Source organism: Streptomyces sp. NPDC014676, from assembly GCF_043084105.1.
Taxonomy (GTDB): Bacteria; Actinomycetota; Actinomycetes; order Streptomycetales; family Streptomycetaceae; genus Streptomyces.
The window spans coordinates 544,895-558,328 of the sequence record NZ_JBIBZI010000001.1 but is presented as its reverse complement, the minus strand read 5'-3'; the positions used below and the strand labels follow the sequence as shown (position 1 = coordinate 558,328).

12 protein-coding genes are annotated in these 13,434 nt (G+C 71.5%); 4 read left to right on the top strand and 8 right to left on the bottom strand.

Annotated features, from left to right (window positions below; translation table 11 throughout):
- Positions 1–27 precede the first annotated feature (27 nt).
- The 6 genes from ACF1DX_RS02520 to ACF1DX_RS02495 form a co-directional block, all read right to left on the bottom strand.
- The gene (locus ACF1DX_RS02520; protein WP_391789387.1) at positions 28–1,140 is read right to left on the bottom strand and encodes a hypothetical protein; all 1,113 of its coding nucleotides are present in this window, start codon (positions 1,138–1,140) and stop codon (positions 28–30) included.
- A 73-nt stretch (positions 1,141–1,213) separates the two neighbouring features.
- Positions 1,214–2,215 carry an SCO2521 family protein gene (locus tag ACF1DX_RS02515; RefSeq protein ID WP_391789386.1) on the bottom strand — a complete coding sequence of 334 codons (1,002 nt, stop codon included), beginning with the start codon at positions 2,213–2,215 and terminating at the stop codon, positions 1,214–1,216.
- A gap of 1 nt (position 2,216) precedes the next feature.
- Entirely contained in the window at positions 2,217–3,179 is a 963-nt protein-coding gene (locus tag ACF1DX_RS02510) for an SCO2522 family protein (protein ID WP_391789385.1), read from the bottom strand.
- Positions 3,176–4,093 (bottom strand): SCO2523 family variant P-loop protein, encoded by a 918-nt coding sequence (locus tag ACF1DX_RS02505; protein WP_391789384.1) that lies wholly within the window; start codon positions 4,091–4,093, stop codon positions 3,176–3,178. The genes ACF1DX_RS02510 and ACF1DX_RS02505 overlap by 4 nt, the downstream gene beginning before the upstream one ends.
- A gap of 3 nt (positions 4,094–4,096) precedes the next feature.
- A complete protein-coding gene (locus ACF1DX_RS02500; protein WP_391789383.1) occupies positions 4,097–5,938 on the bottom strand; it encodes an SCO2524 family protein in 1,842 nt (613 codons plus the stop codon).
- Positions 5,939–5,993: 55 nt separating this feature from the next.
- Positions 5,994–6,746, bottom strand: a complete 753-nt coding sequence (locus ACF1DX_RS02495; protein ID WP_391789382.1) for an SCO2525 family SAM-dependent methyltransferase — start codon at positions 6,744–6,746, stop codon at positions 5,994–5,996.
- Between the two features lie 342 nt (positions 6,747–7,088).
- Between ACF1DX_RS02495 and ACF1DX_RS02490 the strand changes: the two genes are divergently transcribed.
- Entirely contained in the window at positions 7,089–7,634 is a 546-nt protein-coding gene (locus tag ACF1DX_RS02490; protein ID WP_030858310.1) for a GNAT family N-acetyltransferase, read from the top strand.
- Positions 7,635–7,678: 44 nt separating this feature from the next.
- On the opposite strand, the gene ACF1DX_RS02485 is transcribed toward ACF1DX_RS02490, so the two are convergent.
- Together ACF1DX_RS02485 and leuA are read right to left on the bottom strand one after the other, a co-directional pair.
- Positions 7,679–8,380, bottom strand: coding sequence for a TerB family tellurite resistance protein (locus tag ACF1DX_RS02485; RefSeq protein WP_391789381.1), 702 nt, complete (start codon positions 8,378–8,380; stop codon positions 7,679–7,681).
- Between the two features lie 185 nt (positions 8,381–8,565).
- Entirely contained in the window at positions 8,566–10,287 is a 1,722-nt protein-coding gene (gene leuA / locus ACF1DX_RS02480; RefSeq protein ID WP_391789380.1) for a 2-isopropylmalate synthase, read from the bottom strand.
- A 319-nt stretch (positions 10,288–10,606) separates the two neighbouring features.
- On the opposite strand from leuA, the gene ACF1DX_RS02475 reads away from it, so the two are divergent.
- The 3 genes from ACF1DX_RS02475 to ACF1DX_RS02465 are packed head-to-tail and all read left to right on the top strand — an operon-like array spanning position 10,607 to position 13,334.
- Positions 10,607–11,677 carry a M4 family metallopeptidase gene (locus ACF1DX_RS02475; protein ID WP_391789379.1) on the top strand — a complete coding sequence of 357 codons (1,071 nt, stop codon included), beginning with the start codon at positions 10,607–10,609 and terminating at the stop codon, positions 11,675–11,677.
- Positions 11,678–11,698: 21 nt separating this feature from the next.
- Positions 11,699–11,965: a protealysin inhibitor emfourin gene (locus tag ACF1DX_RS02470; protein ID WP_391789378.1), complete on the top strand. Its 267-nt coding sequence runs from the start codon at positions 11,699–11,701 to the stop codon at positions 11,963–11,965.
- Between the two features lie 58 nt (positions 11,966–12,023).
- Positions 12,024–13,334, top strand: a complete 1,311-nt coding sequence (locus tag ACF1DX_RS02465; protein WP_391789377.1) for a GH1 family beta-glucosidase — start codon at positions 12,024–12,026, stop codon at positions 13,332–13,334.
- The last annotated feature ends 100 nt before the right edge of the window (positions 13,335–13,434 follow it).

Here is a 13,434-nt window from a genome sequence, read left to right as displayed (position 1 = left end):
ACTCCCCCGGGAGTAACCGCCCGGAGGCTACGCCCGGTCGACCATCCAGGTGCCGTCCTCCTCGTCGTCGACCCGTACCTCCAGTTCGCGGATGCTCATGCCCGCCTCCCACAGTTCCCGGAAGCGTTTCATCCGGTCCTGGACGTGGTCGCGTCGCGCGATGAGCCGGGTCCTGACGTTGACGTCGCGCAGGTCCTGCTCGATCTCGAAGGAGACCTCCTCGTCGTAGACGATGAAGTCGTCGGTGGTGCCGCGCTGGAGGTGCGGCGGCAGTTCGGGCAGCACCGCCACCCGGACCTCGATGTGCAGCGCCTGCTGTTCGTCGCACAGCCGCAGCAGCCGGTCGTCGAGTTCGCGCGCGCTCGCCAGCAGGAACAGCCGCCGTACCGGCACCCCGTGTTCCCCGATCGCCTCCCGCTGGGCGTCGAGGTAGCGGCTGGCGGGCTCGCTGTTCCAGAACTCGCGGTCGACGGAGGTGCTGATGGCGTCGACGGAGCGCTCCGCGGCGTGGGTGAGGCTGAGCATCCAGTCGTGGTTCTCGCCGTGGCACTCCACGCTCATGCTGGTGAGCGCCGCCATGTGGCCGATCACCCGCTGCATCTCCAGGCGGACGAACGTGTAGAGGATCGACGGTCCGGGTGCGAGGGCCTCGGCGAAGCGCTTGGCCAGTTCCGGTACGCCGTCGGTGCGGACGCGGTCGAGCGGCGGGTAGGACTCGGGGGGCGGGGCCTGCTGGGGGAGGCGGCTCTCGACGAGCTGCCGGATGTCCTCGGCGTGCCGGGCCAGGCCGGTCCGCAGGTCGTCGTCGTGCCGCTCCAGGCCGTCCCGCACGGTGGCGGCGGTCTCGGCGAGGACGCTCTGGGTCCGCAGGGCCTGTTCGTCGGGTCCCCGGTCCCGGGCGAGGAGGAGGGGGACGGCCACCGTGGCGGCGGCGCAGAGCGCGGCGGCGGAGAGCTGCCGGAGCGCTCCGGCCCCGGGGCTCAGCAGTGCGGCGACGCCCCAGACGACGAGGCCGACGGTGAGGCCGGTCAGGAGTCTGCGCGTCCACTCGGTCCGGTCGGGTGACTGTGCCGGGGAACGTACGTCCGCGCCGGGCGGGGATGCCGTTTCCTCGGGCTGGGGTGACTGTGCCGTGCTCATCTCGCTTCTCCCCCCGTTGGGATGCGCGTCGGATCGGGGTGCGGGGATGTGCGTGGGGGCCAAAGCCGCGGGGTCAGGGAATCAACTCGGCCTCCCGGTGGGGAATCGCGTGCAGGGCGAGCTGGTCCCGGATGCGCTGCACCAGGGTGCGCCACTGCCGGGTGAAGCCGGGGCGGTCCTCCAGCGCGTCCCAGAGCGGGGCGAGGCCGTGTGCGACGCGGGCCCGTGGCATCCACAGGTGCAGCAGGTGGTCGACGGCGGGCCGCAGCGCCGTGACGACGGCGGGGCGGTCCTCGCCGGTCCGGGGCCGCGTCCGGGCGGGCGGTTCCGCGATGCCCAGCCGGATGCCGTCCAGGATGCGGACGACGGTGGTGAGCAGCCAGTCGTGCAGGGCGAGGTCCTCGCAGAGCCCGGCGATCTCGTCGGCGGGCGTACCGGCGGGGACGCGGAGCCGTACGGTGCGCAGCTCGTCCTCGGCGAGGGTGAACCGCTCGATCGACGGCCCCTCGTCGGGTTCGGCGGGCAGGGCGGCCCAGCGCAGCCGGGTGGGGCGGGACTTCAGGGGCGGGCGGTGGTCGAGCAGGGGGTGGCGCAGCAGGCGGGTGAGGAGCTGGTCGGCGATCAGCCCGACGTCGAGCTCGCCGTGCCGTCCGCCGTTCAGCAGGCCCTGGGCGACCGCCTCGTACGGCAGTTTCCCGAACGGCTCGACCGTCGCGGGCCGTACCAGGTAGTGGCCCCAGGGGCGCCGGTGGTCGGGGCCGGAGGCGGGGACGCGGAAGTAGGCGGAGCTCTGCAGGACGCGCCCCTCGGTGAGGGAGGCGCGGGCGGCGACGGTGCCGACGGCGCGGATCCTGGCGCCGTCGGCGCTGGGCAGGGGGCAGTCGACGCCGGTGAGGGTGTCCGGGGAGCGGCCGTAGAGGTTGGGGCGCTCGGAGAGCAGGACGCGTTCGTCGGCGCGCAGTCCGAGGAGCTGGGCGGCGGCGCGGCTGTCGAGGGCCTGCAGGGCGGGCAGCAGGCAGGTGCGGACCTCGCCGCAGGCGAGCACGACGGGTGGCTGCGTCTCCCCCGGCGTCATGTCACTGCCCCGCGTAGAAGACGTAGGAGATGCGGTTGGCGACCGAGTCGGGGACGGCCGCGTTCTCGCGGGCGGAGCGCTCGGCGGTCTGGGCCAGTGCTCCGGGGTCGACCTCGATCTGGTCGAGGATCACGCGGACGGCGTGCTCGACGGGTAAGAAGCGGCTGGGGATCACCGAGCAGGTCCGGTAGGCGGCGAACGGGTCCGCGCGGGGGTTGAGGCGGAGCAGCGGGGGCAGTTCGTCCCAGTCGTCGGGGAAGGCGTCGGCGGTGTGCGGCTGGGGCACGAGGACGGCCTCGCCGTCGTCGCGCAGCAGGCCGAGGCGGGCGAGCTGCCACACCGCGGCGAGGAAGGGGCAGGACCAGGTGCGGTGCCCGTCGGGGCCGTCGTCCCAGAGTTCGACGTCGAGGAAGACGGAGTGGCGGCGGGCGGCGGTCTCCTTCGGCGGCTGCCAGGCGGTGGCCTTCTTCATGGCCTGCGGGGCGCGTGCGACGGGGCCGCGCTCGCCGTTGGCCAGCCAGCCGGTCTGCGCGGCCGGCGGGCGCAGGCCGTAGCTGCCGGGCGGTGGTTCCTCGACGATCCGTCCGGCCACGGCCTCGGCGACGGGCACCTTGCCGGCGACGGCGCAGCCGGACTCGCGGGCCAGGTAGTCGACGACGAGTCCGGCCCGGCCGGCCTCCTCCAGGAGCATGGGGACGACGTCGGCGGGGGCGGAGAAGCGGGTGAAGTAGTCGTCGATCAGGAAGCAGGTGCTGATCCGGGGGCGTTTGCCGCCGGTCGCGGCGGCGGTGGCACGGGCCGCCTCCGCCCAGGGGCGTACCCGCTCGAAGTGCCGCCGCAGGTGCCCGGGGCCGGCCTCGAAGTCCTCCATGTAGAGGTGGCCGAGTTCCAGGGAGAGGTGGGACAGGGGCACTGCCTGGGTGCGTGGTTCGGCGGCCGTCTCACGGAACACCGCTTCCGTCATGGCCGCCCCCAGTGGTCGTCGTCGGTGAGCCGTCGCGCGATCTCCTCCAGCGCCTCCAGTGTCTCCTTGTTGGCGATCTGTGTGGAGAGGACGTCCTCTTCGGTGATGAGCTGTTCGCGCCACTGCAGGATGGGTTCCAGGGGGACGATGCCGAGCACCACGCTGTCGCCGATGCGGTGTTCGGCGGCGAGCCGGCGCAGCGCCTCGTCGCAGGACTGCATCCAGGCGGCCTGGGCGGGCGAGCCCTGGGACCACAGCGGCGAGTCCGGATCGGGTACGGCGGCCCGGACGAAGCGGACGGCGCCCCGCAGCGCCTCCTCGTCGTGGCCGCGCTCGACGCCGCCCCTGATGATGCCGTGGTCCTTGTGGACGAGTCCGGCGGCGGCGATCACGTGCTGCCGGGTCCAGCGGTGGAAGACCAGCCAGCGGAACGGGACGTAGCGCATCCGGGGGTGGGCGGTGGCGGCGAGGACCATGTCGACGGCGTAGCTGCGGCCGGCGCTGAGGTCGACGACGACCAGGTCGAACTCGCCGTGCAGCCGCAGCAGGAGGTCGACGCAGCGTTCGAGGGCGTCCTCGCCGACGGCGAACTCGCCGCCGCCGGCGTCGCCGGGGAGCAGCACCAGGCGGCCGGCCTGGTTCGGGCGGGCGCGCAGCTGGGGGTGCTCGGTCTGCCGCCAGACGTCGATCCTGGCCGGTTCGGTGACCGAGCCCTCCAGGTAGGAGTGCAGGCCGCGTTCCTCGGTGCCGCGCATCGCGCCGGGTACGTCGAAGACGGCGGCGGCGGTGGGCGAGCCGAAGTCGAAGTCGACGTAGGCCACGTGGTCGCCGGCGAGGGCACGCTGGTAGGCCAGGTTGGCGCTGGTCACCGAACGGCCGGTGCCCCCTTTGTCGGAGGCGGCGAAGACGAGCACGGCTCACACCTCCTGGGTGGCCGCGCCCCGCGCCTGGGCCAGGGTGTCGAGTTCCTGGAGCACGGGCAGGGCCAGGGCGAACGCGGTCGCGGGCCGCTCGTCGACCAGGCTGCGGGCGTGGTCCAGGCGGTTTTCTATGCTCCGCATGGCCCGGCCCCGGCTGCCGTCGGGACTCGCGGAGGCCTCCAGCTGTTCCTTGCCGAAGAGGTGGGTGGCCTCGCTGAGCAGGTCACGGGCGAGCTGGGCGAGTTCGGGGCTGCGGATGGGCTGTTGTTCGTAGAGGTTGCGGGCGGCGACCAGGCACTCGGTGACGCGTTCGGTGATGCTCCAGGAGAGGCGCTTGCCGACGCGCGTGTCCGGGAAGACGGCCCCCGCGTGGTCCCAGAGGCCCGCTCCCTCGCCGTCCTCGATCCGCCGGCTCCACAGATGCTCGAACGCCTGCTCGCCGAGGCGGAGCAGCCGGTCCTGCGCGTCGATGTTCCGGGAGAGCTCCGCGAGCTGGATGATCCGCTTGAGGAGCTGGGCCGAGAAGTCGGTCATCCGCCACTGCAGCGGGGAGCCGGACCGCTCGGAGCCGGCGAGCGGCATGGTGACGCCCGGACTGTGCAGCTCGATGACGGGATCGTTCCTGGTCATACGGCTGGTGACGCGGCCGCGGTCGGCGAGGCGCTCCATGATGGCGACGGTGCGGGTGAGGTCGTCGTCGGTGGCCTTCCGGCGGACCAGGTCGTGGACGAGGATGGCCGCGACGGTCAGGGAGAAGTACTCCGACTCCAGCCGCAGTCCGGTGGTCTGCCAGGGCAGGTCCTCCAGGGGCCAGCGCTCGCTGCCGAACCGGGCGATGGCCGACCAGTACTGCTGGCTGAGCTCCCAGCGCAGGCGTAACGCCTCGGCGAGTTTCTGCTGGTCGGCGTCGAGCAGCCCCAGGGTGAGGGTGCGGTCGGAGAACAGGTCCTGGATGCCGTCCAGGGCGATGACGGTGAAGTACACGTACGGCAGCCGGTCGGCGATGCCGTCGGGCTGGCCGGGGACCTGGACGTCCAGGTCGGTGATGGTCGGCGCGTCCTTGACCACGCCCCAGGCCCAGCCGCACTCGAAGAGCTGGCTCTCGTCGCGGATGGACTCGTCGACCTGGATGCCGCGGCTGAGGCTTTCGATGATCGTGGCGCGCAGCGGGCGGAAGCGGCGGGAGAACTGCTGGAGGACGGCCCGGTCGGACTGTCTGTCCTGGCCGATGACCTGGATGAGCCGCCGTCCCTGTTCGGACTCGGCGTCGAAGACGTTGACGGTGAAGGAGCGCAGCAGGCTGATCATCGCGGCGGTCAGCCGGGTGTTGGTGGCCTCCCTCAGCTCGGCGAGGGCCTTGCGCACGTCGGGGCGGGTGGTGCTGGGCTCGTAGACCTTGAGGAATCCGAGCGTGGCCAGGCAGAGCGTGACGGACATGGAGTAGGAGTCGACCACGCCGAGCTGGTACTGCTCGTGGGTGAGTTTCTGCTGGGGTTCGGCCGGCCTGAAGTAGTGTCCGCCGGCGAAGGTGGGGCTGTCGTCGGGGCCGGTGTGGCTGCGCATGAACTGGGAGAGCGCGGTGATCAGGTTGGGCGGGATCTCCAGCCGGCTGCCGACCCCCTCCAGCGCGCGCAGCACGTCCCGTTCGGTGGTGTCGGGCTGGTCGAGGCGGAACGCGGGGACCTCGGTGGCGGGGTAGAGCAGGCAGAGCAGCCGCTCGGCGTCGGCGACGCTGCTCAGCCCGTCGGTGTCCTCCCAGACGAGCTTCCCGTCGTCGAACGAATGGCGGGCCATGGCCCGCCAGATGTCCAGCATGTGCTGCCGCGGCTTGATCTGCATCCCCGCACCCCTCGTACAGATCTCGTTGCCCTGTGTTCAGACATGGTCCCCGTTCCTACGGGGTGGCAATCGCCGAATTCCGCCGTCCCAGGGCGAGGATCATTCCCTCGTGTCCCGGCCGCACCATGTGGTCCATGTCGTGGATTTCCAGTGCGGCGGCGAAGGGTTCCAGGCTCTCCCGGATCCGGTTCGCGTTGACCCGGTAGGCGGGGTACTTGTGTGCGCCGACCTGGTATCCGACGGATTCCTTCATGAAGGCGGCGGCGAAGGGGGCTCCCCCGTTGAGCGCGTCCATGAAGCACTCCACGCCCCGCTGGAACTCGTCGGCGCACTCGGACATCGAGTCGGCGACGAAGAACATCGTGCCGATGTCCCAGCGGCGCTGTCCGTCGAGGTCCAGCAGGTTGGCGCGCTCCACCCGGACGATCTCGCCGAACCGGCTCCGCGGCTCGACGTCCCGGTAGGCGGGAGCCTCGGCCAGTACGTCCCAGAACGCGTCCCACGCCGTGTCGTATCCCCCGCCGGACGCCTGTTTCTCCAGGTATTCGACATTCGGAGTCGCGTATTCCAGAAGGAGGATCTTCTCGCACCAGGGCAGCATGGAAAGGGCCGGATAGAGATTCGCGCCGGCGCCCACGTCGACTCCACGGACCGATGCCGGAACGCCTTGCGCGTAGCAGCGGCTGAAATAGTCGCGCATGAGCCGCACGATCAGCAGATCGACCTCGAGCGGGGTGCGGTAATTGAGGTCGACGTACACCTCCGGATCGAACTGCGACCATGGCGCGTCGGCGTTGCGATCCATCATCACCCTGCCAAGTTCCATTCAGTGTCGGACAAGACCGTGTGCCCAGCGCACGAGTCCCCAGTGGACGCCGGCGGACGAAGAAGCGGCCCCGGTGCTCGCACGGTAAGCCCGGTCGGCACGCGGAGACAGCCAGGAACACGCCAGTCCTCCGTGACCGGGCGCACATCAGGCGCACGCCAGCACAGTCCTGTCACACCTGAACTCGCCCTTGCGAGAGGCGAGTTGGACGCTCACTCTAGCCAGAAGCAGTTACCGGCCGCCACCGGGGTCCCCATTCCCTCCTTCGTGTGAACGGCGGCCCCGGCTGCCGTGTTGACGTCTCACGTCCCGACTGGGGGTGGCATGACCGCCGAACCGCTTGAGCGCGCCCTGGACCACGAGCAGCGCCTCACCCGGCCGACACCTCTACCGGAACCACCGCCCCCGCTGCTGCGGCCGGCACGGGAGTCCGATCTGCCCGAACTCCAGCGGCTCGACGAGGAGGTCTTCCGGGAGGTCGCCTATCCGGCGTTCCTGCTGCGGCAGCTCCACGACCTGTACGCCGGTCCCGCCGGTCACCTCCTCGTCCTCGACGACGGTGACGGCCGGCTGCGCGGCTACGTCCTGGCGGCCACCGCGGCGTTCCACCGGGACAGCTGGATACTCGGTCTGTGCGTGGCCGAGGACCGGCGCCGGCACGGCCTGGGCCGGGAGCTGATGGTGGAGGTCCTGGAACGGCTGCGCCGCTGCGGGACCGAACGGGTCCGGCTGACCGTGGAGCCCGCCAACGACGCGGCGATCCTGCTCTACCGCTCCCTGGGTTTCCGTCCGGAGCCGCCCGACGGGGGGATGCGCCGGGACTACTTCGGTCCGGGTGAGGACCGCGAGGTGATGTGCCTCGTGCTGTGACACGGCCTGTGCCGTGACGCGCCCCGTGCCGTCCCGGCGCCGCATCAGGACGGGGTGCGCGCCGCCGCCAGCAGGCGGGTCACGTCGTCCGAACAGATGGTGAGGGCCGCCCCCACGGTGGCCAGGGCGTCGCGTTCGGCGGGGATGTAGGGGCCGTCGGCGAGGGCGATGCGGGCGCCCTGGAGGAGGATCGACTCGCGGCCGGGGGCGGCGAGGTGCGGGGCGAGGGGGTCCAGGGCCTCGTGGAGCTCGATGGCGAGGCCCGCCGTGCAGGGCTCCCCGGTGAAGCGGCCGGTGTCCGCCTCCAGCGCCTCGACGAGCGCGGCGAGCTGCTCCTCCGTGCAGTCCTCGAAGCCGGCGGCGCGTACCCCGGCCGCGGCCGTCTCCAGGGAGGCGCGCGAGCAGGTGCCGCCGGCGGCCAGCACCGCGAGGGCGACGGTGTGGACGGCGTCGCGGAGCATCGCGGAGAAGCGGGTGGTGGTGGGGTGGTCCAGGACGTCGGTGCCGAAGTGGCGGCGGCAGGCGGCGCATTCGACGACCGGCCCGGTCCCGCCGCGCGGCAGCACGGGCACGCCGAGGAGGGCGAAGCGGCGGTGCCCGGTCAGCCGCTGGTAGTTGCGGTCGCCGCCGCAGCCGGGGCAGAAGAACTCCCCGTCACCGACGGCCGTCCACGCGGTGCGGGTGCCCAGCAGGCGCGACAGTCTGGTGGCAGCGGCACGGCCGTTGGGTCCCCGTCCTGGCAGCACGTCGCACCTCCATAACCGCCACAGCCTCGTCGCCGCGCTTGCGTGATGTTAGCCACATCAAGGAGGCGGAGTCAGTACCCAGGACGAGACCTTTCCGTGACCATCACAGATATATGGCCGGTATATGACGGGGCCCCGCCCGCCGTTCTCCGGCGGGCGGGGCCTCAAACCGCCGATTCGGCTGGTCAGCGCGCTGCGCGGTTGACGGCCGAGACGACCGCCTTCAGCGAGGCCCGCGTGGTGTTCGCGTCGATTCCGATGCCCCACAGCACCTTGTCGCCGATCGCGCACTCGATGTAGGAGGCGGCCTGCGCGGAGGCGCCCTCGCTCATCGTGTGCTCCTGGTAGTCCAGCAGCCGTACGTCGATGCCGATGCCCTGCAGCGCGTGGAAGAACGCCGAGATCGGACCGTTGCCGGAACCGACCAGGGTGGTCTCCGTGCCGTCGACCGTGGCCTCGACGGTGAGGGTGTCCACGCCGTCGCGGTCGGTGGTGGACTGGCCGTTGGCGACCTGGATGCGGCCCCAGGGGTTCTCCGGGTTGGGCAGGTACTCGTCCTGGAAGACGTCCCAGATGGCGGCCGGCGTGATCTCGCCGCCCTCGGCGTCCGTCTTCGCCTGGATGATCTTCGAGAACTCGATCTGCATCCGGCGCGGCAGGTCCAGCTTGTGGTCGTTCTTCAGGACGTACGCGATGCCGCCCTTGCCGGACTGCGAGTTGACGCGGATGACGGCCTCGTAGGAGCGGCCGACGTCCTTGGGGTCGATCGGCAGGTACGGGACCGCCCACTCGATGTCGTCGACGGTGACGCCCTTCGCGGCCGCGTCGGCCTCCATGGCGTCGAAGCCCTTCTTGATGGCGTCCTGGTGGGAGCCGGAGAAGGACGTGTAGACCAGGTCGCCCACGTACGGGTGGCGCGGGTGGACCTCCATCTGGTTGCAGTACTCCCACGTACGGCGGATCTCGTCGATGTCGGAGAAGTCGATCCGCGGGTCGACGCCCTGGGAGAACAGGTTCATGCCCAGGGTGACCAGGTCGACGTTGCCGGTGCGCTCGCCCTGGCCGAACAGGCAGCCCTCGACGCGGTCGGCGCCGGCCATCAGCGCCAGCTCGGCCGCCGCCACCGCCGTACCGCGGTCGTTGTGCGGGTGGACGGACAGGCAGACGTACTCGCGGCGGGACAGGTGGCGGCCCATCCACTCGAAGCGGTCGGCGTGCGTGGACGGGGTGGAGCGCTCGACGGTGGCGGGCAGGTTGAGGATGATCTCGCGGCCGGGACCGGGCTGGTAGGTGTCCATCACCGCCTCGCAGACCTCCAGCGCGAAGTCCAGCTCGGTGTCGGTGAAGATCTCCGGGCTGTACTGGTAGCCGAACTCGGTCTCCGGGCCCAGCAGCTTCTCGGCGTACTCCATGACCAGGCGGGTGCCGTCGACGGCGATCTGCTTGATGTCGTCCTTGGAGCCGCGGAAGACCACGCGGCGGAAGACGGGGGCGGTGGCGTTGTACAGGTGGACGGTGGCGCGCCTGGCGCCCTTCAGGGACTCCACCGTGCGCTCGATCAGGTCCTCGCGGGCCTGGGTCAGTACGGAGATGGTGACGTCGTCCGGGATGGCGTCCGGGTCCTCGATGATCGAGCGGACGAAGTCGAAGTCGGTCTGGCCGGAGGCCGGGAAGCCGACCTCGATCTCCTTGTAGCCCATCTTGACCAGCAGGTCGAACATGGCGCGCTTGCGGGCGGGCGACATGGGGTCGATCAGGGCCTGGTTGCCGTCGCGCAGGTCGGTGGAGAGCCAGCGGGGGGCGGTGGTGATCCGCTGGTCCGGCCAGGTGCGGTCGGGGATGTCGACCTGCTCGTAGCGGCCGTACTTGTGGATCGGCATGGGGCTGGGCTGCTGGCGGTTCGCCATGATGCGAGGGCTCCTCGGTGTGTCCTGATGGACGGCCGACGGCGCAGCGCCGAACTCCGCGGGGAGGGGGTCGGCCTCTACTGCAGACCCTCACCGCGGCAGCTAAGGAGAAGCAGCCCGGAACTCATGATGCTCCGCAGCTTAACCGAGTCGCCCACCGTGCGAAGGTCCGTATCAGTATGCGGGACCGGAGGGATGAACGGGACAAAAAGTGCCGTATACCACTTCAAGGGAGCTCGAGAGGCCTGATGAGGGCCGATTTCCCTCATCGTGGTTGCGGGTGGTGACAGCCGCGTCACGCGGTGCGATGGTTCCGGACATGACCACGAACGGGGGCTTCGAGCCCGTCTTCTGCACCATCGTCCCGCCGCACGTCCTCGACCGGCTCGCGCAGGCCGAGGACCCCGCGCTCCACGGTCCCGCGCGCCGGACCCTCCGGCGCGACGCCTACGAGCGCACCCAGCGCCGGCTGACCACGGTCGTCGGCGCGCCCGCCGTCGCCACGCTCGCCGACGCCGAGCCGGGCAAGCCGCACCGCACCGTGTACGACGCCCGGCACGGCACCGACCTGCCGGGGACGAAGGTGCGCGGCGAGGGCGACGCGCCCGGCCAGGACGCCACCGTCAACCGCGCCCACGCCGGCCTCGGCGCCACGTTCGAGCTGCTGCTGAAGGCGTACGCCCGCGACTCCATCGACGGCAACGGGCTGCCGATGGACGCGACCGTGCACTACGACGAGGAGTACAACAACGCCTTCTGGAACGGCGAGCAGATGGTGTTCGGCGACGGGGACGGCGAGATCTTCCTCGACTTCACCCTCCCCGTCGACGTCATCGGCCACGAACTCGCCCACGGCGTCACGCAGTACACCGCGAACCTGACCTACTTCGGCCAGCCGGGCGCGCTCAACGAGTCGGTGTCGGACGTCTTCGGCGCGCTCGTCAAGCAGTACACGCTCGGCCAGACCGCCGACGAGGCCGACTGGCTGATCGGGGCCGGGCTGCTCGCCCCGCGCGTCACGGGCAAGGCGCTGCGCTCCATGAAGGAGCCGGGCACGGCGTACGACGACGACGTCCTCGGCAAGGACCCGCAGCCCGCGACGATGGACGGCTACGTCCGCACCGGCCGGGACAACGGCGGCGTGCACATCAACTCGGGCATCCCGAACCACGCCTTCTACCTGGCGGCCACCACCCTCGGCGGGCACGCCTGGGAGCGGGCGGGGCAGGTCTGGTACGACGTGCTGACCGGCGGGGAGCTGGAGCAGGACGCGAAGTTCACGGACTTCGCGACGCTGACGGTGAAGGCGGCGCGCGCCCGGTACGGGGAGGGCGAGGAACTCCAGGCGGTGTCGAAGGCCTGGGAGCGGGTGGGGGTGCGGACGCTGTAGTTCCGTACTAGACACGGACCCATGCGTATTCAGGTACGGCGTACGGGCGGGTTCGCGGGGATCGAGCGGCGGGCCGAGGTGGACACCTCGGGGCGGGCCGACGCCCACGAGTGGCACGCCCTGGCCGAGCGGGTCATGGCCACCGGCCGGGACACGCCCCCGGCCGGGGTGCCGGACGGTTTCGGCTACCGGATCACGGTGGACGGGAGGTCGGTGTACTGCGCGGATCCCCGGCTGACGGACGAGCAGCGGGAGCTGATCCGGAGGGTGCTGAAGGAAGGCGCGTAACTCGCTTGTCGTGCAAGGGCGTTGACTTGGTCCGGCTCGGGTGCGGATGATCCGGGCCATGGCGACGACGAACCCGGTCCCCCGTTTCCCGGCCGGTTTCCTGTGGGGCGTGTCGACCTCGGCGCACCAGATCGAGGGGGCGGCGGACGCGCGCGAGCCGTCCGTGTGGGACGTGTTCACGGACGGGCCGGGGCGGGTGCGGGACGGCTCGACGGCGGCGGTGGCCTGCGACCATGTGCGCCGCTACCGCGAGGACGTGGCGCTGCTGGCCGGGCTGGGCGTGGACGCGTACCGCTTCTCGGTCTCCTGGCCGAGGGTGCGGGCGCGGGGCGGCCTGGACTTCTACGACCGGCTGGTCGACGAGTTGTGCGCGGCGGGCGTACGGCCGGTGCCGACGCTGTTCCACTGGGACCTGCCGGCCGGGCTGGACTGGCTGGAGCGGGGGACGGCCGAGCGGTTCGCGGAGTACGTGACGGAGGTCGCCGGACGGCTCGGCGACCGGGTGACGAAGTGGATCACCCTCAACGAACCCGCCGAGCACACCCTGCTGGGGCACGCGCTGGGCGTGCACGCCCCCGGCCGGAAGCTGCTGTTCGACGCGCTCCCCGTGGCCCACCACCAGCTCCTCGCACACGGGCTCGCGGTACGGGCACTGCGGGCGGCGGGGCCCGGCGACATCGGCATCGCGAACTCCCACGCGCCGGCCTGGCCGGCCTCCGAGGACGAGGCGGACGTGGCGGCGGCCGGCTTCTACGACGTCCTGCTGAACGGGATGTTCGCCGACCCACTGCTCCTCGGCCGCTACCCGGAGGGCATCGGCGAGCTGATGCCGGGCGACGTCGAGGCGGACCTGGAGGTCATCGCGGAGCCGCTGGACTGGTACGGGATCAACTACTACGCGCCGACGAGCGTGGGCGCCCCGCGGGGCACGGAGACCGACTTCGGCGGGGTCCGGATGCCGGCCGGACTCCCCTTCTCGGTGCGGGAGACCGAGGGGTACCCGGTGACGGACTTCGGCTGGCCGGTGGTGCCCGAGGCCCTGACGGAACTCCTCACCGGCTTCCGCGCCCGGTACGGCGACCGCCTCCCGCCGGTGGTCGTCACCGAGAACGGCTGCGCGTACGACGGCCCGGACGACCGGGACCGCATCGCCTACCTCGACGGCCACATCCGCGCACTGCACCGGGCGGTGGAGGCGGGCGTGGACGTGCGCGGCTACTTCGTGTGGTCCCTGATGGACAACTTCGAGTGGGCGGAGGGCTACGCCCGCCGCTTCGGCCTGGTCCACGTCGACTTCGGCACGCTGGAACGGACCCCGAAGGCGTCGTACGCCTGGTTCAGGGAGCTGCTGCGCGAGCAGCGCCGGTGAGGGATCAGAAGCCGAGGCGCCGCAACTGCTTCGGGTCGCGCTGCCAGTCCTTGGCGACCTTGACGTGCAGGTCCAGGCTGTACCGATATGCGGCTACCGC

What these genes read in the sequence shown, in the direction of transcription:
- ACF1DX_RS02520 (WP_391789387.1), bottom strand. Translation starts at nt 1,140, where the DNA reads ATGAGCACGGCACAGTCACCCCAGCCCGAGGAAACGGCATCCCCGCCC.
- ACF1DX_RS02515 (WP_391789386.1), bottom strand. Translation starts at nt 2,215, where the DNA reads ATGACGCCGGGGGAGACGCAGCCACCCGTCGTGCTCGCCTGCGGCGAG.
- ACF1DX_RS02510 (WP_391789385.1), bottom strand. Translation starts at nt 3,179, where the DNA reads ATGACGGAAGCGGTGTTCCGTGAGACGGCCGCCGAACCACGCACCCAG.
- ACF1DX_RS02500 (WP_391789383.1), bottom strand. Translation starts at nt 5,938, where the DNA reads ATGCAGATCAAGCCGCGGCAGCACATGCTGGACATCTGGCGGGCCATG.
- ACF1DX_RS02495 (WP_391789382.1), bottom strand. Translation starts at nt 6,746, where the DNA reads ATGATGGATCGCAACGCCGACGCGCCATGGTCGCAGTTCGATCCGGAG.
- ACF1DX_RS02490 (WP_030858310.1), top strand. Translation starts at nt 7,089, where the DNA reads ATGACCGCCGAACCGCTTGAGCGCGCCCTGGACCACGAGCAGCGCCTC.
- leuA (WP_391789380.1), bottom strand. Translation starts at nt 10,287, where the DNA reads ATGGCGAACCGCCAGCAGCCCAGCCCCATGCCGATCCACAAGTACGGC.
- ACF1DX_RS02475 (WP_391789379.1), top strand. Translation starts at nt 10,607, where the DNA reads ATGACCACGAACGGGGGCTTCGAGCCCGTCTTCTGCACCATCGTCCCG.
- ACF1DX_RS02470 (WP_391789378.1), top strand. Translation starts at nt 11,699, where the DNA reads ATGCGTATTCAGGTACGGCGTACGGGCGGGTTCGCGGGGATCGAGCGG.
- ACF1DX_RS02465 (WP_391789377.1), top strand. Translation starts at nt 12,024, where the DNA reads ATGGCGACGACGAACCCGGTCCCCCGTTTCCCGGCCGGTTTCCTGTGG.